Origin of the sequence: Cytobacillus dafuensis (assembly GCF_007995155.1) — a bacterium.
In the GTDB taxonomy this organism is placed as follows: domain Bacteria; phylum Bacillota; class Bacilli; order Bacillales; family Cytobacillaceae; genus Cytobacillus; species Cytobacillus dafuensis.
Window position 1 is genome coordinate 823,944 of sequence record NZ_CP042593.1, and the last position, 24,902, is coordinate 848,845.

A 24,902-nucleotide genomic window follows, 5' to 3' on the forward strand; every position below is an offset into this window, starting at 1 on the left:
AAAGAGGGAACTTTATTAGTATCTGATAAAAAATGGAATTCTACTTAAGGAGTGTGTGATTATGTATAAAAAGCAAGAGAAAATGCTAATCTTGGTTACGTTTACAGTTGCTGGTATCATCCTGCTATCCATAATAGGAAGAGTTTTCGGAAGTTAAGGAGGCATTAGGGTATGGGAAATGAGGAGGCAGTGTTTTTTAGTCGCGTGCTCACAGAACTGACATTATCGTTTCATATTATTTTCGCTACGATTGGTGTAGGGATTCCATTGATGATTATGATTGCACAGTGGGTCGGAATTAAGAAGAATGATGAACATTATATATTACTTGCACGAAGATGGGCGCGTGGCTATGTCATCACAGTGGCAGTTGGTGTTGTAACAGGGACTGCCATCGGCTTACAGCTCTCGCTACTGTGGCCAAAATTCATGGAACTAGCAGGAAACGTTATTGCGTTGCCTTTATTTATGGAAACATTTGCGTTTTTCTTTGAAGCAATTTTTCTAGGGATTTACCTATATACATGGGACCGTTTTGAAAATCAGAAGAAACATTTGCTGTTATTAATACCGGTCGCAGCAGGCGCATCTTTTTCGGCTGTATTTATTTCAATTGTGAATGCTTTCATGAATACACCGCAAGGATTTGAGCTTGTAGAAGGCCAATTAATTAATATCAATCCACTGATCGCGATGTTTAACCCTGCAATGCCAACGAAAGTCACTCATGTCGTAGTAACTGCTTATATGACATCAGCTTTTGTACTCGCAGCCATTGCTGCTTTTCGATTGCTAAAAGGGTCTAATCATATTTATCATAAAAAAGCCCTTTATTTAACAATGAAATTAGGGTTGATTTTCTCGATCGCGTCTGCGATTATCGGTGATTTTTCTGGGAAATTTTTAGCCGAGTACCAACCGGAAAAATTAGCTGCTGCTGAGTGGCATTTTGAAACAGAAAGTAGTGCACCGCTGATTTTATTAGGTGTTTTAGAGGATGGAGAAATAAAGTATGAGATTAAGATTCCATTTGCTTTAAGTATGTTAGCGCATAATGATCCAACGGCAGAAGTAATTGGCTTAGATCAATTTCCGAAAGATGAAATTCCACCACTATACATTCACTATTTATTTGATCTGATGGTGTTTATCGGTATGTGGTTAGTTGCGATTTCTGCTGTATATGTTATCAGCATATGGAAGGGCTGGGGGTTTGTAAAATCGAAAAGGTTTCTCGGTCTGATCGTTGCTGGAGGTCCGCTCGCAATGCTTGCTATTGAAGCTGGATGGTGGCTGACAGAAGTCGGACGCCAGCCTTGGATTTTACGTGGATTAATGAAAACAGAGAATGCAGCAACTTCAAGTGGTCAAGTTGATCTTATGCTTATATTATTCAGTGGATTATATCTGATTTTAGGTATAGGGGTTATTGTTGTATTAAGAAGAATGTTTAAACGAAATCCAGTTGAAAAAGAGATGGAAGATCGGCAGGCGGAAATGGATGGTGAATATCATTGACACTAGAAATTATCGGAATATCAGTCTTGTGGCTATTTTTATTTGGATATGTGATCGTTGCGTCCATTGATTTTGGCGCAGGGGTTTTCAATGCATATAGTACCTTGACAAACCGGGAGCATATTTTAACGGATATTATTCAACGGTATTTATCACCCGTTTGGGAAATTACGAATGTCTTTCTTGTTTTTTTCTTTGTTGGAATGGTTGGATTTTTTCCGAAGAGTGCATTTTATTATGGTACGACATTGCTTATTCCAGCAAGCATTGCAACTATTTTGTTAGCGATTCGCGGCTCCTATTATGCTTTTGAGACATACGGATCGAGAGGGCATAAAGGATATACATTTATGTATGGATTATCAGGATTATTTATCCCAGCCTCGCTGTCAATCGTCCTTACCATTTCAGAGGGCGGATTTGTATTTATGAATGATTCTAAGCCAGTTCTTGATTATTGGGCATTGTTTTCTAATCCTCTGACTTGGAGTATTGTTTTACTTAGCTTTACAGCAGTCCTTTATATTTCAGCAGTATTTTTAACCTGGTATGCTGATAAAGCACAGGATAAGGATGCAACAGGATTATTAAGGAAATATGCACTTATCTGGGCAGGCCCTCTTATTATTACGGCTGCAGGAATAATTTTTGAATTGAAAGCGCATAATCCTGAACATTATGAGAGGATTTTTGACTTGTGGTGGATGTTTGGATTGTCGTTTCTATTGTTTATTGGTACGGTTTGGTTCGTTTGGAAACGACGGAATTATGGTCTTGCCGTTTGGTTTCTTATCGGTCAATTTGCATTCGCCTTTTTTGCTTATGGGATTTCGCATTATCCGTATCTTTTATATCCATATTTAACCTTGTATGATAGCTTTACAAACGAAGCCATGGCCATCGCGCTTATCATTGCTTTTATAGCGGGCTTGTGTTTACTTATACCATCACTGTGGCTGCTGCTAAAACTATTTTTGTTCAATAAGAATTATGTGCGAGGGAAGAGCTGAGCTGCAATAATATGGAGGTTTCAAGATGGAGAAATTTTTAGGCTTATATGCACCTTTTATCGTTCTGATTGGCTCAATTTTCGTAGCGTTTTGGATAGGTCCGAAAGATCGGGCTGTTAGTAGGGAACAGAAAGAATAGATTTGTTAGTAGGTCAGAATCTTCAAGGGAATTCTGACCCTTTTTTGTGTGAAAATGAAACCGACGACATTTTACATTTAGAGAAGAGAGTAGATGATTGTTTTCTATGTTAATCGTCTAGAAAGCGTCATATTTCTTAGCGTGTGTTATGAATTGTAAGAAGACAAAGAAGATTAGCTAATATTAGCTAATCAATTCCCAAAATATATTCGTTAGAAAAACTCTTTAATCGTGTATAATAGAAAAGAAAAGGAGGTGAAAGAAATGGAAGAAAGTCGTCTTGAGAAAATGGAAGATATGCTGGCAACTTTAATTACAATGGTTGGGAATATGAACAATAGACTAGAAAACTTAATAACTGAGCAATCCAAGACGAATGAGAAACTATACTATATGGAAAAAAGCTTCAGCAAAAAATTTGATAAGATCGATGAAAGATTCGATCAGACGGACGAAAGAAACGACAAATTGCAAGCAGATCAGAAAAGCATGAGAAGAGAAATTATGGAGAAATTAATCGTGATTCAAGCTGATCAAGATCATACTTGGGAAAAAACAGTTAGAAATGAACGCGAAATAGCGAAATTAAAGATTCATCTTCAATCATAACACCACATTGCCAATCCTCGAAAAACTTCACCAGGTTGTCTACTGGCTATGGCGATTCTGCTAAATTCAATATATTTTCTAGAGACAGTAGAACCGAGCATTCATTTGCTACATGTACTGTCTTTATTTTGACTTCATCCTATTAAAATAATTATGATAGAACTATAGTTTACATATTCTGTTTAATTTTTTTATAAATCATAGACAATACAAGGTGCGATCCAAATGATTAAAGTAATGATTATTGAAGATGATTTCAAGCTAAGGACCATGATTGCTGAGCATTTAGGGAAGTGGAATTTCGAACCGATAATGATCAGTGACTTTGAAAAAATTGATGAGAATGTAATAGAGAATACTCCAGATATAGTTTTATTGGATATTAATCTTCCAAGCTTTGACGGTTTTTATTGGTGTGGAAAGATTAGACGTGTCTCAGACGTTCCAATCATTTTCATTTCATCACGTACGGAGAATATGGATATCGTGATGGCGATGAATATGGGCGGTGATGATTTTATTCAAAAGCCGTTTTCTTTAGATGTCCTTGTTGCCAAAATGAATGCGGTATATCGAAGAACAAATCAAAATCATCAAAGTGATAAAGATATCATAACAGCTGGGGAGCTCGTTTTAAATCTTAGTAATGGGATAGCCACTTATCAAGAAAAAGAGGTTGCTTTAACGAAAAATGAATATCATATCCTTTATTTGCTTATGAGAAAGAGCGGTCAAATTATTTCAAGGGATGAAATCATGAGAGCTCTTTGGGAGGATGAACAATTTATTGATGATAATACGTTGACGGTTAATATAAATCGCCTGCGGAAAAAGCTAGAAACAATAGGTCTGGCTGATGTAATTGTCACGAAGAAAAGGCAAGGGTATTTATTACAATGACAATTTTAGGTTACTTACAGTCGCAAAAATGGTTAATCCTTATGTTTGTTGTGCTTATGTCCTTTTTCACACTCGTTACATTAATAGATCCCATCATGCAAATACATATTTCTAGCTTATTATATATTGAAGGAGTAGCTGTTATTATTTTTGCTTTATACTGTGGCTTTGATTATTATCGAAAAAAATCTTTCTTCAATAAGTTGAAAAGGATAAGTGAGATAGATGAGTATATTCCTTTTTCTGATTCAATGATTGATAGTGAGAACATGTATGTTCAACTAATGAAAATCCAGCAGGAAAAGCATATAAAGAAGCTAGAACGAATGGAGTTGGAGCGCAAAGAATGGCAGGAGTACATGACATCCTGGTTTCATGAAGTTAAGACGCCAATTGCTGTCAGCCGCATGATCTATGAAACGGGTGGCAGTTTGGAAAGCTTAGCAGAGGAAATGGACAAGGTTGAGCATTTTATTGAACAAGCCCTTTATTTTTCAAGAATAAGCGATTTTCATAAAGACTATTTTATTCAAGAAATCGACCTCGAGCGCATCGTTAAAGAAGCAGTGAAAATGCATACAAAAACATTTATAGCGAAAAGGATCAGCATCAATCTTGATATGCAAAAATTTGAAGTGCTTACAGATAAAAAAGGGATTCTCTTTATTTTAAATCAATTGTTATCCAATTCTCTTAAGTATACGGAGTGTAAAGGTTCAATCTCTATTCATATTGATTGCCAAAAGAGGACTCTTCGGATAAGAGATAGTGGGATTGGCATTGCACAAGAGGATCTTCCTCGGGTTTTTGAGAAGGGCTTCACCGGTAAAAATGGCCGGCAGCATGTCTCCTCAACAGGAATGGGGCTTTACTTAGCAAAAAAGACAGCTGAAAAGCTAGGTCATACACTGACTCTCTCTTCGGAAAAAGATAAATTTACAGAAGCTATTATTTCTTTTCCAAATACAGAGGATCGGTTATATATTATGGAACAATAGCATCGGGAAATCCCGATGCTATTGTTTATTGAAACGGGTTAACAGGGCTTTCTGCAAGAAAATAATAAAAATAATGGGATTCTCATTCGTCTTTCGTATTCTTCAATATCCTTAAAATGATCCTTTTGAGGTGCAGCCTCTCGTAAGTCGTCAATGATAAAGCCGTTCCTTTTCAAAATGGAGAAATACTCTTCTATTGTACGATGGTATTTGACGACATTCTCGCCTATCCACGGTTCTACTCTTTTTCCACTATGAAAGTAATTATCGACAATCCAATTATTACGCTTTCCCGATGCTGTTAGACTTTCAAAAGATGAGGTGAGCAGCGGGTGCTGAACACTAAAAGCAAATTGGTCATTTACTTTTAAGGTTTCGTATATTTTATTTGTAAGCGTAGAGAAGTCTTCAATATAATGAATGGCTAGCTGAGAAACGACAAGGTCGTAAGTGAGTAGCGGAAAGCTGTATTCTTCCATTGTCGAATGAACAATTCTTCTTCTACGATCCTTTAAGTGCTCTGATGCTCGTTCACACATATTTTTAGATCCATCTACTCCAGTATAGGAGCGGCATTGCCTCTTTAATAATTCTAATCCAAGAGAAGCATCTCCACAGCCTAAATCTAAAATCTCATAATCTGTAACATCATCAAGCAGTTCGAATAGTACAGGCTTTTCTATTCTTTCATTCGGACTTTCCTCTCGATATCTTCTCGCTATATATTGTTCAAAGAAACGATCCTGATCGTATGCAGATGATCCTTTATATTCCAACTAATCTCCTCCAATACGGTATGCTCACTTACAATTCGGTAAAAGATGAACTAATCCTGCCAGATGCTTCCGATTTGTTTTGGGAATTTTTCAAAATGTTCGCCTCCTTATCCTTTGCTCACAATTTCTGTATATTTTGATAGAGTAACAAAGTAATAAATCAAATACATTGCAAGATAGGCGCCTATTGTCATCATAAGTGAATTCATCATGCTCATTCCTAGAAATGAGGATAAAGCTATAATGATGATCGTGCTATGAGAGATAGCGATTATAAAAGGGATAAGATATATAAAAATCAATTGATTGGCGATCGATTTTCTAAGCTTTGATTTGCTCATGCCAATTTTTTTAAGTATTTGGTAACGTGGCTGATCCGCTGTTGCTTCTGTTAATAGCTTGTAATGCAGCATACTTCCCGTCGCAAGCAGGAAGACAAATCCTAGAAAGGCACTAATGAAAATAAGCAGCCCATATACTTGGAAGAATTTATGGTAATTATGATAAAAACTAGAAAAGATATTTTCTCCTTTCGCTGCAAAATCTGCATAAGGATCAATATAGAAAAGCTCACTAAGCTTCTGATCTAGCTCTTTTGCTGATTTCTCATTTTTTAAGCTATATATTTGCAGCTCTTTTGCTAAACCGTCTTTTTCTAATTGCTGATAAAGCGCGTCCTTTACTACCATTGGAAAGACGTAAATATCAAGATTTAATAGTGTATAATCTTCGTAAGCTGCAATCTTTACCGTTTTGTTGCCTGCAAGAGACACCTTTTTTCCAGTAAAAGGGTCGGAACTTTGATCTAAATTACCATCATAAAAGGTAATGGCCTCGTTTTCACTAAATTGAGTGGTCTTTAGACCTCTTTTTTCGGCAAGGAGCTGATAAGTGGATTCTGATAAAAGAATAATAGGAAAATCATTTGGTACTCTTCTAATTTCTGATAGATCTCCATTAATTTCGAGGTAATCTATCCTTTCTTCAGAACTAATTTGTTCCTGACCATTTTCTATCATTAATTTTTCTATTGCTTCTTCTTTTTCTGCATCTGGGACTGTATACATGATGCTATATGGAAAGTTTTTCTTTGAGATATTATTCATATCCGAATAAAGACTGAATGTTGTTCCTAATGCGAATAAGGTAAATGTGCTTAACATGGCAATAACGGATAAGATCAGTACATTTCCTTTAATTCGGTAGAATAAATGGGTAATACTAATTAAATTGATGCCTTTAAAATAGAATCCTTTCATTTGCGTTAATTTTTGAAGAATAAACATAATAAATGCTTGAACAAATAAATAAGTTCCAATTAGCATCAAGACAAATGATCCAATAATTGCTTGGAAACCATAGTCATCCCAAAAAGAAGCATCACTCGGCTGTAGAATAATTGTATAGCCAGCACCGATAAAGAAAATGGCCATAAGTGCAGCTAGCCAAGAGACTTTTTTAGGCCTTTTATCAGCTTTCTTTTCTGCCTTCATTAGCTGAAATAAAGAATACCGGTAAATAAGGCGATAGTTATGTATGGATGTGAACACGATGATAATCATAAAACCAATAATGGTCTGTAAAATGGCTTTAATGGACAGTGATAGTTTCGCGATGATCGTTGTCCCCATTAATTTGATTAAAATCATGGCAAAAAGCTTAGAAAGCAATATTCCTAACAATAGGCCAATACATAGTGAAGCAATTCCGAGAATTATATTTTCATAGAACAGAAGCTTGCCTATTTGCTTTTTTTCAATACCAAAAAGGGAATAGAGAGCAACCTCCTTTTTCCTGCTCCTAGTAAAAAAAGCATTCGAAAACGAAATGAAGGCAGCAGCAAAGAAAAATAAAAGAATCGATGCTGCTTGAAAAGCGGGTTCGATTTTTCCATAAACGGTCATGGAATCACTAATTTGCTTGTTGTATTGCAAAGATACAAACGTGAAATAAATAACAATGCTAAATACCATAGGGTAGAGATAGAGCAAATAGGTTTTCGCATTTCTGCGAATATTCCTCATGGCTAAACTATATAATGTCATGGTGACCACCGCCCCCGAGCGTTGCAAGAATATCAATGATAGATTGGAAAAATTGCTTTCGAGATTGCTCGCCTTTATAAATTTCTGTAAAGATTACTCCATCCTTAATAACAAGGACACGTTTGCAAAAGCTTGCCGCATACGCATCGTGTGTGACCATTAAGATGGTTGCATTCTCTTTTTCATTTAAAACAGATAATGTTTGCAGCAAGTTGTATGCAGACTTTGAATCAAGCGCACCTGTCGGCTCATCGGCAAAAATTAAGCTTGGATTTGTAATGATTGCCCGTGCTGCTGCCGTACGCTGCTGCTGCCCACCTGATAATTCATATGGATATTGGTCGAGTATCTTTTCGATTCCGAGTAACTCTGAGATTCGCTCAATTCTACTTTCAATTTCTTTAGCTGGGATACTAGAAAGAGCCAGAGGAAGAGCAATATTTTCTTTTGCTGTTAAAGTATCCAGTAAGTTAAAATCTTGAAAAATAAACCCTAACTGCTCTCTTCGGAAACGAGCCAATTCATTTTCAGACAAGTTCATGATATTCTTATCATTGATTTTTATATAGCCTCCTGTTGGAAAATCAATCGTTGATAGAACATTTAATAACGTAGATTTCCCTGCACCTGAAGGCCCCATGATGCCAACAAATTCTCCGGTTGATATTTGCAAATCGATATTTTTTAAGGCTAAGTGTACATTACCTCTTTCGCCATATACCTTTTTCACTCCAGCTGCTTCTAGCACAACCATCTTTCTCGACTCCTTTATCGCTGATGAAGGGAGTAAGCCCTCCACCTTATTATCCATTGGATAACTTTACTATAATTGACTAAAGAATGGGTAACCATAACTTATCCTTACGATTTTTATATGAAACTTACATTTTTGTAACAATAGGAATTAAACGATAGTCTTAGTTGCCTATTTTTTAGTCTTTTTTATTGAATACTAAGTCACGCGTTTTTTCAAAATTGGAAAATTTGCTAGGTTAAGAGAATCGTTTTTATATTTTTGGAAGGTTTAAGAAAAATGAAAGCGAATACATCTTGATAAATTATTACTTGAGGAGGTTTTCGTTTTGAAGAAAGGAAGAAAAAGTTCTTCTATTTTGTTTTCAACACTTCTAGTAACATCAGGCTTGTATTTCGCACCTATGAATCTTACTAATACCGCAGAGGCAGCAGGAAATCATGTTATTCACCCAAGCGAAAATGCTTTTGACCAAAAGGTAATTGCTAGAGTGAGTGCTGAACGCATGTATGAAGATGTCCGTTTTTTATCTGAAACAATTGGACCAAGGGTAACGGGGACTGAGGGCGAGCAAAGAGCAGCAGAGTTCATTAAAGAACGTCTTCTATCCTACGGTTATGAAGTAAAAACACAAGAATTCAGTGTTCCAGATAAGATGATTGGGCATTTAATGACAAGTGATAAAAACGAAGTGATGGTCAGTATCCCAGCAGGCTCTGCCAATACACAAGAAGGGGGAATAACTGCTGAGCTTTATCATGCTGGACTTGGTAAGAGCACTGATTTTACCACTGAAGCAGCAGGGAAAATTGCCCTTATCTCCAGAGGGGAAATTTCATTTAAAGAGAAGGTGGATCATGCAGCTGCTGCAGGAGCCATTGGGGTTCTGATTTATAATAATGTGGATTCACCAGGACCGCTTAACCCTTCTATCGGTGGGGATGTGACAATTCCAGTAGGCGGGATTTCAAAAGTGAGCGGTGAGGCATTGCTCAAAGATGTAGCAGCACAGAATAAAACAGTGACATTGAATGCGAAACGAATCGAAAATGCAAAATCACAAAACATTATTGCAACTAGAACGCCTAAAAAAGATGAGAATCGCGACATTGTACACGTTTCGGCCCATTTTGATAGTGTTCCATTTGCGCCAGGTGCAAGTGACAATGCTTCAGGTACGGCCGTTGCATTAGAATTGGCAAGAGTATTAAAAAGCTATCCAATTGAAAAAGAATTAAGATTTGTTTTTGTTGGTGCAGAGGAGATTGGACTCGTAGGTTCAAATTATTATGTGAATCAGTTAAGTCAGGATGAGATTCAGAGAAGCTTGGCGAATTTCAATATGGATATGGTCGGAACTTCATGGGAAAATGCTACAGCTATCTATATGAATACAGTTGATGGAAATGCAAATATTGTAACGGATACTGCGCTTGCAACAGCAGAAAGAATTGGGACACCATCTGAATTAGTATTATATAAACGCGGTGCTTCCGATCATGTTTCTTTCCATGAAGGAGGAATTCCTGCTGTAAACTTTATTCGCCGTGAACCAGGTACAGCGAATTTAGAGCCTTATTATCACACCCCGCTCGATAAAATCGAATATATCAGTGCTGAACGTTTGAAGGAGGCAGGCGATTTAGTTGGAGCGTCTGTTTATAGCTTGATTAGAAAATAATTTAATAGAATGCTAGGTTAACGAAAAAAGTGAAGTCGAATTCCTAATCAAATTCGGCTTCACTTTTTTCTATGTTTGTCGGTCGGAATACGAAACACTTGTCCCAATTACGGAGTATAACTAGTGTAGTGAAATTAGGTCGACCGACATTTGAAAATTGGCTTGAGAGCAAAAGTTCATGAAAGTTTTATTTAAGGCTGAGTTAAAACTCAGTATTGAAAATTCTATTTTGTTGTTGATTGGAGCGGAAAGCGAGCGCCTGCAGCGGAAATCAACAGGGAAGTTTAACATTGCCTTATTTAAAAAGGATACAGAATAAAATTGATAACAGCTATTGTTTAAATTCTAAAAAAAGCTATATGATAGGAATAATAGTTTAAATAGGAGCAAATAAATGAAAGAACAATTTTTCGAGGAATTGCTAAATATAAAAACAGCAGGCGACCAAATGGGATTCAATTCGTCTTTCCATTATCACCGTTACGAGCCTACTCCGTATCTTGCATTGGAAAGATTGTTTCAAAGCTATAATTTAAAAAACAGTGATCGGATGGTGGATTTTGGCTGTGGCAAAGGGCGATTATCCTTTTATACGAATTATTTGTTCAATGCTTCGGTTGTAGGAGTTGAGATGAACAAGGAGTTCTATCAGGATGCAATTGAAAATCGCTATCGTTATCTAAAGAAATATAAAAATAGAAAAGAAAAAATTGATTTCCAATGCTGCTTGGCAGAAGAGTACGAGATTAGTTCTTTAGACAATCGCTTTTATTTTTTTAATCCGTTTTCTATACAAATATTTATGAAAATCGTAAAGAAGATTTTACTTTCTGTGGAGAAATATGAACGTAATGTGGAGCTTATATTATATTATGGCTCTGAAGATTATATCTACTTTTTAGAAAACCAAACGACCTTTGAATTGAAAGAAGAAATTTTGCTTCCAGGTTATAAACATAACTCTTTTGAGAGGTTTTTAATCTATCAATTAATATGATCAGAGGGTGTTCAATCAAAAGGATAAAATGGGAATAAAGTATTGGGAAATTGTCTAATCAAACGATGCGTACAATCCCATATTATTTTAATTGGCTGTGTTAAAGCTTAGTATTGATAATGCTATTTTGTTGTTGATTGGAGAGGAAGGCGCGAGATCCTCGAAAATGCATTCGCATTTCCTTCGTGCGGTGTTTATTCGGGGAAGATTATTCAATGTCCTGCGGGAGAAGCGAGTCAAAGGAAGACCCCGCAGGAGCGATAGCGACGAGGAGGCTTCCGGACCGCCCGCGATCGCTTAGTGCCTGCAGCGGAAATCAACAGGGAAAATTTAATGAAGAAGGTGACTATATTGGATAAAAAGTTTGAAACAATGGTTTTGCACAGTGCTGAAAAGAATAAAAAACCGATAAAAAGCAAGGTTACTCCTATTTATCAAACATCTGCATTTACCTTCGATGATCTTGATGATTTGGAAGGGTATTATAACGGAGAAGGCAATTATTTATACTCACGCGTTGGAAATCCGAATACGGATGAGCTAGGTCAAATGGTGGCAGCGATTGAAGGTGCTCCAGCAGGCGTTGCAACCTCATCTGGGTTGTCCGCTATTCTAGCAGGGGTGCTTTCCGTAGTAAGTAGCGGGGATCATATTGTTGCTGCAGACGATGTATACGGAGGTAGCTTCCATCTTTTAAAAGAAGAGTTGAAGCAGCTTGGAATTGAAACCACATTCGTATCCTTTTCAGATATACAGAAGGTTGAGCAGGTCATATTGCCAAATACAAAGCTTCTATATACTGAATCCATTACAAATCCGCTTTTAAGGGTGGAGGATCTAGCAGCCGTTGTTGAACTGGCTAAAAAATACGGATTATCGACCCTAGTGGATAATACCTTTGCAACACCTTATCATTGCACTCCTTTTACTTTAGGGGTGGATTTAGTCGTTCATAGTGCAACTAAATATATTGGTGGCCATAGTGATGTGACTGCAGGTGTTGTAGTGGGAAGAAATGATTTAATAGAAAAGGCAAGAGCAAAAGTAGTGAATCTTGGTACAAATGTTAGCCCATTTGAAGCCTGGCTTACATGTCGGGGCATCAAAACATTGGCCCTTCGCATGAAAACCCAATCCTATAATGCTAGAAGATTAGCTGAAGCTCTAAAGGGAAATCCTAATATTTCAAAGATATACTATCCATTTCATGAAGTAGAAGCTGGATACGGAGCAATGGTTACAATTGAACTCTCAAAAAATATTGATATAAATCAATTTTTTAAATTACTATTATGGATTAAAATTGTTCCTACACTTGCAGGGGTGGAAACAACCGTTTCTCATCCGTTGACCACTTCCCACCGAGCATTGCCTCCTGAGGCTAATGAGGCTTTAGGCATTACAAGAGAAGTAGTCAGAATCTCAGTAGGAATTGAACACCCAGAAGATATTATTCTTACTTTTGAACATGCGATAGAAAAATCAATAATCCAATAATGCCCCATCTAGGTGGCGTATTTTCCATCCAAGCTAATTAGATATTGGCATTGGGTGGATTTTTTTTTCGGTAAATAATAAAAAAAATGTAGAATTTTGAAAACTTAAAATACGTTGACAAAAACCGAAAAAGATATTACCATTATTCCAATCTTATTACTTGGTTATAAGAAAGGAGATAAAGAAATGGTACAAATGATCCTAACAGGTTTATTATGTGGAGCATTGCTTGGATTTGTTATGCAAAGAGGGCGCTTCTGCCTAACAGGCGGATTTAGAGATATGTATATTGCAAAAGATAATCGAATGTTTTATGCCCTCTTGATTGCAATTGCTGTGCAAAGTATTGGGGTATATTCATTAATTCAACTTGGCTTGATTGAGTTTTCAACAGGAGCTTTCCCTTGGGTGGCAACAATTGTTGGTTCATTTATTTTTGGAATTGGAATTGTGTTTGCTGGAGGATGTGCAACTGGAACATGGTATCGTGCTGGGGAAGGTCTTATTGGGAGTTGGATTGCCCTTTTTGGCTATATGGCTATGAGTGCGATTATGAAATCAGGTCCATTAACACCTCTGAATCAATCATTGCAATCTGTTCAGCTCCCTAAAAATTCAATTGCGGAATCAACGGGTTTATCTGTATGGGTGTTTATTTCTATATTTGCAGCCATTGTCCTTTGGATTTTTATTAGAGAGCTAAGAAAGCCAAAAGTGGTTATTCCGACGATGAAGCCAAAGAGAAGAGGACTTGCTCATTTATTATTTGAAAAACGTTGGCACCCATTTTTTACCGCAATGATAGTGGGGTTGATTGCTATTCTAGCTTGGCCTCTAAGTGAGGCAACAGGAAGAATGTCTGGTCTTGGAATCACAACACCATCAGCAAATATTCTTCAATATTTAGTAACTGGTGATCAAAAGATTTTGAATTGGGGAGTTTTCCTTGTTCTTGGAATTTTACTCGGTTCTTTTATAGCAGCTAAAGGAAGCCGTGAATTTCGCTTTAGAATGCCTGATACCAAAACAGGAATTTCTAGCTTCATAGGCGGGAATTTAATGGGCTTTGGTGCTAGTCTTGCTGGAGGATGTTCCATTGGTAATGGATTAGTCATGACAGCAATGATGACTTGGCAAGGCTGGGTGTCCCTATTATTTATTATTTTAGGAACGTGGACAGCATCATATTTTGTTTTTGTACGGACAAATGTGAAAAAGAAATCTTTGAATTCAGGAACATCCATTACAACAGTTTAGGAGGAAGGAAGCATGCAACAAACATTAGAAGTGATGGGTCAGGTTTGTCCTTTCCCGCTTATAGAAGCAAAGAAGGTGATTGAAGATTTAAAATCAGGAGATGAATTGGTCATTCAATTTGATTGTACTCAAGCAACTGAAAGCATTCCTCGCTGGGCAGCAGAATCTGGACACACAGTGACGAATTTTGAACAACTTAGTGACGCAGCTTGGACAATAACTGTAAAAAAGAAATAAAGTGAAAGTGTTAGCTCCAGTTTGATACTGGTGCTATTTTTTTTATCTATGAAAATAGTCCTTGTTAATATTAGAAAGATGATGAATTAAAACTATATTTTGGTATAATGTGCTTAGTAATCTGTATGATTATACAGTTTATGAAAATATGGGATAAAGGGATTTGGGGGCAAGTATTCATGAGAAAAAGTATGACATGGCAGCTTGGGGTTATTATCATTTGTGTTATTTTTGCTTCAATGATTATTACTTCAATTTCTAATTACTGGGTTACGTATAAAAAAACCTATGAAGCTGCCGGTATTGAAGCCTTTGGCTGTGCTAATATTACAACTGGCTTAATTGCTCCGAGTGATATTGAGATGGTAATGAAAGGGAATAAAGAAAAGTTAAAGGAAATTCAACAAACATTAGATTGGACAACTGAACATAAGCAAATATTTGAAAGTCAATATATGCTTCTGCTCGATGGAACGATTTTAGCAGCGGATTCTAATTTGGAGAAGCAAGGCTTCAAGGCTGGCGATCAGTTCTATATTGATGAAGAAGCAATTCAGAAAATTAAGGAAACAAAGCATCCTTATTATTCGGAAATTTATGAATATGGGGGGATGAAACGATTAACAGGCTACGCACCGATCTTCAAGGATCATGATCCAAATAAAGAAATTATTGCTATTAATGCAATTGATTTTGATGCGAAAATTGTTAGTGAAAGGACATGGGATTCTGTAAAAGATAGCTTTATTCTTGGGCTTTTTCCAATGTTATTAGCAAGTCTAATCACCATTTGGATGATTAGAAGAAGAACGAAACCAATCACTGCAATTATTAATTATGCGAAAAAAATCTCTGCCGGGGATTTATCAGCTGAAAATCTGAAAGTAAAAAATAGGGATGAAATTGGCGATTTAACGAGCACACTAAACTTAATGGCACAGAACCTGAGGGAACTCATTCATCATGTCAGTTCAAGTTCTGATCAAGTGGCAGCTTCCTCGGAGGAATTGAATGCAAGTGCGGAACAAACGATTTTAGCAACTAAGCAAATTACCAAGATAATGAACGAAATGACTGTCAGCGTAGAAAGCCAGGTTCAAAGTGTAGAAGAAACTTCACTGACGATAGAAGAAATGTCTAACAGTGTACATCAAATCGCAAATAATGCTCAAAATGTTTCATCTACTGCTATTGTTGCTTCTGAAAAAGCTCAAGAAGGTGGGGAAACGATAGAAACTGCTGTTCAACAGATGAATTCAATTCATTTAACTGTGAATGGTTTAGCAGAAGTTGTGAAAGGATTAGGAGAGCGCTCGAAGGAAATTGGGCAAATTACAGATGTAATCACGGAAATTGCCGAACAGACGAATCTATTGGCATTGAATGCAGCAATTGAGGCTGCTAGGGCTGGGGACCAGGGTCGAGGATTTGCTGTAGTAGCGGATGAGGTTCGTAAGCTAGCAGAATTATCTGCTCAATCGGCACAGGAAATATCACAGTTAATTGTCATGATTCAAAATGAAACAAATCATGCTATTCAATCAATGGGTTCTGCTACAACTGAAGTGGTTGAAGGAATTGGAAAAGTGAATAAGGCAGGAGAATCTCTTGGAATCATACAAAATTCTATTGAAGAGGTATCCATTCAGATTCAGGAAGTATCATCTGCTGTACAGCAAATGGCTTCAGGAGCGGAACGTGTAGTTCGTTCAATGGAGTTTGTCTCTAAAATAGAAGAAGAGGTTGCTGTACAAACTAAATACGTATCGGGATCAACAGAAGAACAATTGGCTTCAATTGAGGAGGTTTCCTCATCAGCGGGTGCTTTAGCTAATATGGCTGAAGAATTACAGATGCTTATTAAAAAGTTCAAAATATAAAAATTTCGTCACAGAAAAAAAATTCATACTTTCTTAATAATATTCAACATTTTTAGTATTTAAAATAGTCTTAGCCATGCTAAAATCGTGGAAAAGGAGGAGAAAAAATGAACTTAACATACAAAAATATTATCGTTGCGATTGATGGATCAGAAGAGGCCGAATGGGCATTTAAAAAAGCAGTGGAAATTACAAAGAGAAATGATGCCGAATTGCATCTTGTTCACATTCTTGAAATAAGAACCTATCCGTCAGATGCTGCTTCCATTAAACAAAGAGCAGAAAAGCGTGGAATAGAACTATTAGATCGCTTTAAGAAAATGGCACTTGAACAAGGACTTCAGAAAGTAGATACAATTGTCGAATTTGGTTCGCCGAAAGTAACAATTACGAAAAAGGTAGCCCCAAAAATTGAAGCAGATTTAATTATTTGTGGTGCTACAGGGTTATATGCAGTCGAACGTCTTTTGATCGGAAGTGTTTCCGAGAACATTACACGTTCTGCAAATTGTGATGTACTTGTCATAAGAACACAAAAAAATGAAGAATAGCGAACCTAATATAAAATAGGCTTGAGCTAAATTACTAGAGAAACGCGCGTCATTCATACTCAACTGAATGACGCGTTTTCGTTCATAAGAATAAGAATAGCTTTCTAGAGTTAGAGAACTGTCTAGCTCCAGCGCCTACCCCCGACGTACAGGACGTACTAGTGTCGACAATGCGACAGGACGTCGCGTTTTTGTCGACCTCGAGGTCACAAGACGAGCCTCCCAAAAAGGTAAAGAACACCTTTCCGGGAGGCTCGTCTTGTGCTTGTCGGGGGTGAGCACAAAGGAATGCTTCTGCGAATAGCCATCGCAGGAACAATTGTCCTTTGATTGTTCCGAAGGCGCTTCCGCTTTTCTGTCTACGTCTTAAGCCTTAGAGTAATTTAAGGTTGAGGTCTATGGAATGGCTTTTGCTTTTCGTGTATCTTTATAATTAGAAAAGGAAAATTTTTTTGAGCTGAAACTATCAGTTCATTCATACGTATAAATATTAAGGATTTAAGTCAGGAGTCGATTGATGATGAATCAATTTTTAGCCTATTTACTACGAATGTTAATTGCCGTTCCTACAAGCTCTCTTGTATGGCTGCTTAGCTTCCTCGTTTTTGACCAAACCTTTTTACTTTCAGGAGCAATTGGACTTGGGGGAGGAGCCCTTGCTTATTGGTTAACGAAATCAATACAAAAGCATAGATTCTTAAAAAACCATCAACTTACGAGAAAAGAGTATCAGTATATCAAGAAAAATATAGATGATGCAAAGCGTAAAATTGCACGTTTGCATAAGGCGCTTTTTTCGATTCGCCATATTCCATCTTTAAAACAAAGGGTGGAATTAATACGGACATCTAAGAAAATATACCGTTTAACGAAAAATGAGCCAAAACGATTTTATAAAGCAGAACCATTTTATTTTTCCCATCTAGACTCTGCGGTTGAACTTTCGGAAAAGTATGTTTTCCTATCCGTACAATCAAAAAAGACAAGTGAGATTGACCAATCACTATATGAAACTCGTCGTACACTAGAGCAGCTGACGGCTTTAGTGGAGGAAGACTTGTACAAGGTTATTTCTGATGATATTGATCAGCTTAACTTCGAAATTGATGTAGCAAAACATACGATAAAGACGAACAAGGATTCACGAATTATTGATGAAAGCAGGCGATTAAAATGAGTGAACAAAATCCATCCCTGTTAAAAAATACAGATTTAATGGATGACTTGCTAGCTAATCCATTTGGGGATACAAAAGAAATTTCGAGCGAAAATGAGCCGATAAAGGAGAAACGAGTAAAGCTTGTAGATGTCATTCCCGAAGAAAATAGAATAAAAGCCTATCAGCTTGCAGAGCAAATTGATCCGAAAAACCACCAGGCGATGATTTCCTATGGCACACCAGCTCAGTCGAAATTATTGTCCTTCTCTAATACTATGCTTGAGCATGTCCAGAAAAAGGACATTGGTGAAATTGGAGAGATTATTAGTGAATTAATGATGAAGTTTAATGAAGTCAATCCAGATGATTTAAAGTCGGAGAAATCATCTTTTCTTTCTCGTATGTTTGGGAGAATCTCTAGTTCGATTCAAGAAACTTTATCTAAATATCAAAAAACAGGTGCACAAATTGACAGAATCAGTGTAAAGCTAGAGCGAAGCAAGAACGTGCTTTTATCAGATGTTGTCATGCTTGAAAAGCTCTACGAAAATAATAAAGAATATTTTCATGCATTAAATGTCTATATTGCAGCTGGGGAAATTAAACTAGAAGAATTAAATGAGAAAATCATTCCTGAGCTTAAAAAAGCTGCTGAGGAATCCAATGATCAGATGAAATTCCAAGAAGTAAATGATATGATTCAGTTTGCAGATCGATTAGATAAACGTCTTTACGATTTGAAATTAAGTCGTGAAATTACGATTCAGAGCGCTCCGCAAATTCGACTTATTCAAAACACAAACCAGGCACTTGTGGAAAAAATCCAATCCTCCATCATGACTGCTATCCCGCTCTGGAAGAATCAAGTGGCGATTGCTTTAACGTTAATTAGGCAGAGGCATGCAGTAGAGGCTCAAAAGCAAGTATCAAAAACAACAAATGAATTACTGTTAAAAAATGCTGAAATGTTAAAGACAAATACGATTGAAACAGCAAGGGAAAATGAGCGCGGACTCGTTGATATTGAAACATTAAAGAAAACACAAGAAAATTTAATTTCAACTTTAGAAGAAACACTAAAGATTCAAGAGGAAGGGCGTCATAAACGCCGCATGGCTGAGCAGGAGTTAGCTACCATGGAGAATGATTTAAGACAAAAGCTGTTAGAGATTAAGGGAGAATAACTTTAAATAGGAAGAGGCTGCCCTAAAAAGGTCATAAAATAAGACCTTTTTAGGGCAGCCCTTTGTTTTACATGCCTTGAATGGCTTTCTTCTAAATTTACTTATTAACCGATTTCGGGAATTTGATAAGCACTTCTGTCCCTTTGTTCACTTTACTGTTAAAAACGATGGTGCCATTATGAGATTGGACGATTTTATGGCTAATAGTTAGGCCTAATCCTGTTCCTTTTTCTTTGGAAGAATAAAAGGGCTCTCCGATTTTTTTTAATCTTTTTTCGGAAATGCCGCATCCATAATCCTGTACTGTTACGGAAATTTCATCATTTTCCTCAGATTTTAAATACACGATAACCCTACCTTGGCATGGAGACGCTTCAATTGCATTTTTTATTATATTAATAAACAGTTGTTTTAATTGATTTGGTTCGCAGTCCATTATATATTCCTGATGATCTGATATTAAATCAATCAGTACATGATATAAATTGGCATCAGATTGAAGTAATGATATGACATCAAATAAAATTACATGGATATCTTCCCTTGTAAATTGAAGCTGTTGGGGTTTTGCCAAAAGGAGTAGTTCTCCCGCAATATAATTAATTCTATTTAATTCATCTAGCATGATTTTGTGATATAAATGATCTTTTTCATTCTCTTTTTGAAGGAGCTGGACAAATCCTATAAGTGAGGTAAGTGGATTTCGGATTTCATGTGCTACGCTTGCAGCCAATTCACCAACAACGGAAAGCTTTTCTGTTCTTCTAAGTCTTTCTTCCGTTTGTCTAAGAAGCGTGACATCCTTCCCGTATCCAATAATCCCATCAACTTTCCCATTTACGATGATTGGAAGGTTTGTGCATTGTAAGGTTATGATATCGCCATTTTGATGGGGGATATTAAGTTCGTATTTTTGAACGCTTTGTCCATTTATTATATTGGAAATAGATTGCAGCACAACTTTTTGATTCACTTTAGATAACGCGTCCAAAACATTTTTCCCAATGACATGGCATTTATCATAGCCAGTAATTTCTTCGAACCGCGGATTTAAATTGGTTATGACGCCGTTTAAATTTATGATATATACAATATCAGGATTATAATCAAATAGGGATTTATACTTCTCTCTACTTCTCATTAGCAGATTTTCGGCTATTTTTCTTTCTGTTATATCTCTCCCAATAATAACAAGCCCTTTTCGACTGCCATCTTCATGATAAAGAGGAACTTTAATTGTATCAAATGTTTTTTGCAATCCATTTGGCAGAGGAACAACTTCTTCTATATGGGTGACGCTTCTATTATTCCATGCCTCTTCATCAGAAATTTCACAGTAGCGTAAAGCATCCCTATAGAAATCGGTATATTCTGCCAGTTCCGAATCTTTTTTTCCTTTATAATCAACATTCTCAAGCTTAAATAATTTTAAACCAAATTCATTGGCTTGAATCCAGCGTCCTTCTCCATCTTTAAAGTTCACAAAGTCAACCATTGAGTTAATGAGAGTGGATAAACGTTTTTCCTCGTCCTTGATGCTGTTTAATTTTTCTGTCTTTTTTATAAAATAATAAAATAGCCAGCCTGTTGTTAGGATATAAATTAGTTCTTTTATTCTTTCAAGCATTTTTATAAGAGGAGTAGGATGAAATTGACTAAGGAGATAGTTGGAGCCATAAATCCAAATAATACTTATAATAACGTAAAGTATAAAGAGTTTCTTCTTGTTCATTTGTTTTTTGTAACTCCTGTCCCTATCATAATGGTAAGTAAATGATGCTTCCATTTAGCTATGTTCGTAATAGTATAGTAATAATAAAATATTCAATAAACATTTTATCTTAGTTTGATAGGCAGTTAAAGACCCACAATATGTTATTGGAGGAATCAAATTGGAAGTAAAGCCCAAACATATTTTTAAACGTTCAATTTCAACTATCCGTGCTTTCTTGTGAGCCTTCAAGAGTAGATTTTTCTTTCATCGATTTACATCTCCATTCCTTTGAGTAAAGGGCCTCTGAACCTCGTACTTCTTAACTTTTTCCCATTGTAAAATGGTTGTCGGAGCTTAAATATTTATTTGTCGAAAGAAAATGAGTGAATTTTCAAATAAATTATTTACAAGTATAAAATTTAATTATAAAATTATGAAAACGTATTCAGAAAACGTATTCATAAATGGAAGTGATGCATTTGAAAAATAGGGTAACCGTAATTGATGTAGCTCAAAAGGCAGGAGTCTCGCAAACCACTGTGTCTAGAGTTTTGAATAATCACCCACAAATCCGTGAAGAAACGAGAAAGAAAGTCTTGCTAGCCATTAAAGAACTGGAATTTTCCCCAAATCAAGTTGCACGGAGCATGGTAGTTAAGAGGACAAAGACGATAGGATTAAGTGTTGGGGATATTTCTAATCCTTTTTATGCGGAGGCTGCAAAGGTAATTATCGCAAAAGCTGGTGAGTTGGGTTACGACGTCATTATTACAGATACTAATTACCGCTATAATGATTTTGAAAAAACTTTAAAAACACTTGTAGAAAAGTGTGTAGACGGAATAATCATTGCAAATATTCATCCCAAAAACTCATTGGTAAATGAACTAGACATACCGGTTGTATATTTCAATCGTAAAGCAGAAAAAGAAGACAATCATTATATTAGTGTTGACAATAAAAAAGGGGTTTTTTTAGCAGTACAGCATTTAGTTCAACTGGGACATAAGGATATTGCATTTTTAACCTACCCACCTCTTTTTCCTAGTTTTCTAGAAAGATTTCATGGGTATAAATCGGCACTCGAGACATTTGCTTTAAGAAGTGATCCAACCCTTATATATGATAGGGGATTATCCCATGAACAAATCAATCAATTCGTATCAGACAGCTTATCGAGATATGATCGGCCAACTGGTTTTATCACTACAACCGATCAGCAAGCCATGTTGGTCATGGATGCAGTAAGTCGATTAGGGTTTCGGATTCCACAAGATATTTCAGTCATTGGTTTTGGTGATATTGAAATCTCCTCTCATCCTTATATTGGGTTGACATCCGTATCCATTCAGAAAAAAGAAATGGCCAGCTCAGCACTGAAAGCACTTATCTCTCTTATTGAAATGGAAAAGGAGGAAAGGTCACCTATACAGGTGATCATGGAGCCTGAATTAGTAATCCGCAATACAACTAATGTCATTCAAAACATGCAAAGGAGTTAACGATGATAACCAAATTTGTATTGTCCTTATGGGGGGGATTGCCCCCATAATTGTGCATTTGAGGATTGGAGTCAATCTTCTGCTAGCCCTTCAAATGTAAGTGGTATGGATTTCTTTCGTCTTACGGGTAAGGTATTGTCGTCAATGACTGGCGTATATAATTTATTTTCTGAAATTTCAGAATTAAAGGAGTGTATTAGGTTGGAAAAAGTAGTTATTGTCAGCGGTGTCAGGACACCGATAGGTTCTTTTGGAGGAGGGCTGAAAAATGTACCTGTGTCCGACTTAGGTGCATTGGTAACTAAGGAAGCTATCAGCAGAGCTGGACTTTCACCTGAAGATATCGAAGAGGTAGTGTTTGGATGTGTGGGTCAAATTGGTGAAGATGCCTATCTGGCTAGGAAATCGGCCATAAAAGCCGGAGTACCCATTGAAGCAACCGCTTTATCCGTCAATCGTCTTTGTTCTTCTGGATTGCAATCCATTATCAGTGCTGCTCAATCTATCCAAACAGGTATGATCAGCGTTGCTGTAGCTGGTGGGGCCGAAAATATGAGCCGCCTTCCTTTTTTAGATTTCCAAAGAAGATGGGGATCTAAAATGGGAGATGTCTTGGTTAAAGATGCATTGACAGAGATACTATCGGATCCTTTTGAAAAATATGGCATGGGCATAACAGCAGAAAACGTAGCTGAGAAGTATCAGATTTCTCGTGAAGACCAAGATCAATTTGCCCTGGAGAGCCAACAAAAGGCTATTGCTGCCATCGAAAAGGGTGTATTCCAAAAACAGATCGTACCAGTTGAGGTACCACGGGGCAAAGGACAGACTGTCATATTTGATACAGATGAGTATCCAAAACGTGACACTACATTGGAAAAGTTATCTTCACTGCGGACTGTATTTAAAAAAGAAGGTTCGGTTACCGCTGGCAATTCATCTGGAATCAATGATGGTGCTTCGGCGGTTGTTCTTATGGCGGAAAGTGAGGCAATAAGACGAGGAATAAAACCTTTGGCATCCTTGAAATCATTTGCTTTTTCTGGGGTTGATCCTTCGATCATGGGAATAGGTCCTGTCCCTGCAGTAAAAAAAGCGCTGATGCTTGCTAATCTGTCATTGGGGGATATTGGCATCATCGAATCGAATGAAGCTTTTGCAGCACAATGTTTAGCCGTATCTAGAGAACTGGAATTTTCAAAAGAAATTGTCAATGTAAACGGTGGTGCTATCGCGTTGGGACATCCTGTCGGAGCAACCGGAAATATTCTGACGGTTAAACTAATCCATGAAATGCAGGAAAGAGATTTACGATATGGATTAGCGACTTTATGCATCGGAGGCGGACAGGGCTGTGCAGTCATTATTGAAAAAGAAGATTAAATCGATGTAAGGAGGGATCTCGTTGAACATTATCCATGAACAGGATGTAAAAGGTGATCAGTATACTGGAGAATTTAGCCGGGAAATCAAGCATCTAAGTGCTCCATGGACGTTAGGCTCCCAAAATGTTTGGGTAGGGGTGATTAATTATGAACCTCATTGCACAAGCAACATGCACTCCCATGATATTCAGGAAGAGGTGTTCTACTGTATCAGCGGAAGCGGTGAGGTGATTGTCGGCGAGGAGAAAAATGAGTTGAAACCGGGAACTTGCGTGTATGTTCCTCCGAAAAGCTTGCATCAAATCATCAATAATACAGACCAAGTACTAAAAGTGTTATCTGCCGTTTCCCCTGCTTTTGAACCGAGTCAATATGCCAAAGACCATAAATTAAACGAGGGGGATAAAAATGACTAAAATTATTGATCTTACCCAAGAAATTTTTCAAGGAATGCCGGTATATCCTGGGCATGTGAAGACGGTGATTTGGGATCACCATTCCCACGAAGAAACCGCAAAAGTATTCAACCATGAGTTTTCCTACGCGACACGTGGGCTTATGTTCAGCGATCATGGACCTACCCATGTGGATGCGATCAATCATATCGATCCAGATCCTAATTCAGAAGCGATTAATGAATTGCCGTTGGAGAAATTTTATACCTCAGCGGTGGCGTTGGATGTATCCTATATTCCATCAAGCGGTTTTATTAGAATACAAGATTTAGAGGATGCATGCAGCAAAGCAAATTTGTGCATTCAAAGTGGGGATACAGTGCTTCTGTATACTGGCCATTACACGAGAAATTATGGGACTTCCAGGTGGTTGGAAGGCTACGCTGGACTTGATTTCGAAGCTACGGAGTGGCTTGCCAAAAAAGGTGTGGTAAATATTGGAATTGATGCACCAAGTATTGATAATCCGATGGATCGCACGTACCCATCCCATAATGCATGCAGGGAATACAAAGTACTTAATACTGAGAATTTAGCCGATTTAACCCCAGTTGTAGGAAAGCGTTTCCAATATATCGGGTTACCGTTAAAAATCCGAGGAGGAACAGGATCACCCATTCGTGCTGTAGCGGTTGTAGAGGAGTAATACTAAGT

24 protein-coding genes are annotated in these 24,902 nt (G+C 37.1%); 20 read left to right on the top strand and 4 right to left on the bottom strand.

Annotation, left to right across the window (positions count from 1 at the left end; genetic code table 11):
• Positions 1-171 precede the first annotated feature (171 nt).
• The 6 genes from FSZ17_RS04135 to FSZ17_RS04155 all read left to right on the top strand — a co-directional run bounded on the left by FSZ17_RS04135 (position 172) and on the right by FSZ17_RS04155 (position 5,174).
• Entirely contained in the window at positions 172-1,518 is a 1,347-nt protein-coding gene (locus FSZ17_RS04135; protein WP_057775809.1) for a cytochrome ubiquinol oxidase subunit I, read from the top strand.
• A complete protein-coding gene (locus FSZ17_RS04140) occupies positions 1,515-2,528 on the top strand; it encodes a cytochrome d ubiquinol oxidase subunit II (protein WP_057775810.1) in 1,014 nt (337 codons plus the stop codon). The genes FSZ17_RS04135 and FSZ17_RS04140 overlap by 4 nt, the downstream gene beginning before the upstream one ends.
• Positions 2,529-2,553: 25 nt before the next feature.
• Positions 2,554-2,667: a cytochrome bd oxidase small subunit CydS family protein gene (gene cydS / locus FSZ17_RS24080; protein ID WP_407643423.1), complete on the top strand. Its 114-nt coding sequence runs from the start codon at positions 2,554-2,556 to the stop codon at positions 2,665-2,667.
• A 264-nt stretch (positions 2,668-2,931) separates the two neighbouring features.
• Positions 2,932-3,276, top strand: a complete 345-nt coding sequence (locus FSZ17_RS04145) for a hypothetical protein (protein ID WP_057775811.1) — start codon at positions 2,932-2,934, stop codon at positions 3,274-3,276.
• A 228-nt stretch (positions 3,277-3,504) separates the two neighbouring features.
• On the top strand, positions 3,505-4,176 hold the full coding sequence (locus tag FSZ17_RS04150; protein ID WP_322107606.1) for a response regulator transcription factor: 672 nt from the start codon (positions 3,505-3,507) through the stop codon (positions 4,174-4,176).
• The gene (locus tag FSZ17_RS04155) at positions 4,173-5,174 is read left to right on the top strand and encodes a sensor histidine kinase (protein WP_057775813.1); all 1,002 of its coding nucleotides are present in this window, start codon (positions 4,173-4,175) and stop codon (positions 5,172-5,174) included. The genes FSZ17_RS04150 and FSZ17_RS04155 overlap by 4 nt, the downstream gene beginning before the upstream one ends.
• A 38-nt stretch (positions 5,175-5,212) precedes the next feature.
• Here FSZ17_RS04155 and FSZ17_RS04160 read toward each other — a convergent pair whose 3' ends face one another.
• The 3 genes from FSZ17_RS04160 to FSZ17_RS04170 form a co-directional block, all read right to left on the bottom strand.
• Complete coding sequence (locus tag FSZ17_RS04160) at positions 5,213-5,950, bottom strand: class I SAM-dependent methyltransferase (RefSeq protein ID WP_057775814.1); 738 nt, start codon at positions 5,948-5,950, stop codon at positions 5,213-5,215.
• 107 nt (positions 5,951-6,057) lie between these two features.
• Positions 6,058-7,995 carry an FtsX-like permease family protein gene (locus FSZ17_RS04165; RefSeq protein ID WP_057775815.1) on the bottom strand — a complete coding sequence of 646 codons (1,938 nt, stop codon included), beginning with the start codon at positions 7,993-7,995 and terminating at the stop codon, positions 6,058-6,060.
• Positions 7,982-8,749, bottom strand: coding sequence for an ABC transporter ATP-binding protein (locus FSZ17_RS04170; protein WP_057775816.1), 768 nt, complete (start codon positions 8,747-8,749; stop codon positions 7,982-7,984). The genes FSZ17_RS04165 and FSZ17_RS04170 overlap by 14 nt, the downstream gene beginning before the upstream one ends.
• Positions 8,750-9,077: 328 nt before the next feature.
• Between FSZ17_RS04170 and FSZ17_RS04175 the strand changes: the two genes are divergently transcribed.
• The 10 genes from FSZ17_RS04175 (at position 9,078) to FSZ17_RS04215 (ending at position 19,192) form a co-directional block, all read left to right on the top strand.
• Positions 9,078-10,430 (top strand): M20/M25/M40 family metallo-hydrolase, encoded by a 1,353-nt coding sequence (locus FSZ17_RS04175; protein ID WP_057775817.1) that lies wholly within the window; start codon positions 9,078-9,080, stop codon positions 10,428-10,430.
• 178 nt (positions 10,431-10,608) lie between these two features.
• Positions 10,609-10,749 carry a hypothetical protein gene (locus FSZ17_RS23275; RefSeq protein ID WP_156416269.1) on the top strand — a complete coding sequence of 47 codons (141 nt, stop codon included), beginning with the start codon at positions 10,609-10,611 and terminating at the stop codon, positions 10,747-10,749.
• A 75-nt stretch (positions 10,750-10,824) separates the two neighbouring features.
• Positions 10,825-11,427, top strand: coding sequence for a methyltransferase (locus FSZ17_RS04180; protein WP_057775818.1), 603 nt, complete (start codon positions 10,825-10,827; stop codon positions 11,425-11,427).
• A gap of 333 nt (positions 11,428-11,760) precedes the next feature.
• Positions 11,761-12,924 carry a trans-sulfuration enzyme family protein gene (locus tag FSZ17_RS04185; RefSeq protein WP_057775897.1) on the top strand — a complete coding sequence of 388 codons (1,164 nt, stop codon included), beginning with the start codon at positions 11,761-11,763 and terminating at the stop codon, positions 12,922-12,924.
• A gap of 186 nt (positions 12,925-13,110) precedes the next feature.
• Positions 13,111-14,181: a YeeE/YedE family protein gene (locus tag FSZ17_RS04190; RefSeq protein ID WP_185150665.1), complete on the top strand. Its 1,071-nt coding sequence runs from the start codon at positions 13,111-13,113 to the stop codon at positions 14,179-14,181.
• A gap of 12 nt (positions 14,182-14,193) precedes the next feature.
• On the top strand, positions 14,194-14,418 hold the full coding sequence (locus FSZ17_RS04195) for a sulfurtransferase TusA family protein (protein WP_057775819.1): 225 nt from the start codon (positions 14,194-14,196) through the stop codon (positions 14,416-14,418).
• A gap of 179 nt (positions 14,419-14,597) precedes the next feature.
• Positions 14,598-16,298: a methyl-accepting chemotaxis protein gene (locus FSZ17_RS04200; RefSeq protein ID WP_057775820.1), complete on the top strand. Its 1,701-nt coding sequence runs from the start codon at positions 14,598-14,600 to the stop codon at positions 16,296-16,298.
• A 107-nt stretch (positions 16,299-16,405) separates the two neighbouring features.
• The gene (locus FSZ17_RS04205) at positions 16,406-16,849 is read left to right on the top strand and encodes a universal stress protein (protein WP_057775821.1); all 444 of its coding nucleotides are present in this window, start codon (positions 16,406-16,408) and stop codon (positions 16,847-16,849) included.
• Between the two features lie 517 nt (positions 16,850-17,366).
• The gene (locus tag FSZ17_RS04210) at positions 17,367-18,026 is read left to right on the top strand and encodes a 5-bromo-4-chloroindolyl phosphate hydrolysis family protein (RefSeq protein ID WP_322107599.1); all 660 of its coding nucleotides are present in this window, start codon (positions 17,367-17,369) and stop codon (positions 18,024-18,026) included.
• Complete coding sequence (locus tag FSZ17_RS04215; protein ID WP_057775822.1) at positions 18,023-19,192, top strand: toxic anion resistance protein; 1,170 nt, start codon at positions 18,023-18,025, stop codon at positions 19,190-19,192. The genes FSZ17_RS04210 and FSZ17_RS04215 overlap by 4 nt, the downstream gene beginning before the upstream one ends.
• Positions 19,193-19,289: 97 nt before the next feature.
• Here the strand turns inward: FSZ17_RS04215 and FSZ17_RS04220 are convergent, their stop codons facing one another.
• A complete protein-coding gene (locus tag FSZ17_RS04220) occupies positions 19,290-20,924 on the bottom strand; it encodes a PAS domain-containing sensor histidine kinase (RefSeq protein ID WP_057775823.1) in 1,635 nt (544 codons plus the stop codon).
• 461 nt (positions 20,925-21,385) lie between these two features.
• Between FSZ17_RS04220 and FSZ17_RS04225 the strand changes: the two genes are divergently transcribed.
• From FSZ17_RS04225 to FSZ17_RS04240, 4 genes are all read left to right on the top strand, one after another.
• On the top strand, positions 21,386-22,408 hold the full coding sequence (locus FSZ17_RS04225; protein ID WP_057775824.1) for a LacI family DNA-binding transcriptional regulator: 1,023 nt from the start codon (positions 21,386-21,388) through the stop codon (positions 22,406-22,408).
• Positions 22,409-22,609: 201 nt separating this feature from the next.
• Positions 22,610-23,791, top strand: coding sequence for a thiolase family protein (locus FSZ17_RS04230; RefSeq protein WP_057775825.1), 1,182 nt, complete (start codon positions 22,610-22,612; stop codon positions 23,789-23,791).
• Between the two features lie 22 nt (positions 23,792-23,813).
• On the top strand, positions 23,814-24,209 hold the full coding sequence (locus FSZ17_RS04235) for a cupin domain-containing protein (RefSeq protein ID WP_057775826.1): 396 nt from the start codon (positions 23,814-23,816) through the stop codon (positions 24,207-24,209).
• The gene (locus FSZ17_RS04240) at positions 24,202-24,894 is read left to right on the top strand and encodes a cyclase family protein (protein WP_057775827.1); all 693 of its coding nucleotides are present in this window, start codon (positions 24,202-24,204) and stop codon (positions 24,892-24,894) included. The genes FSZ17_RS04235 and FSZ17_RS04240 overlap by 8 nt, the downstream gene beginning before the upstream one ends.
• Positions 24,895-24,902 lie beyond the last annotated feature (8 nt).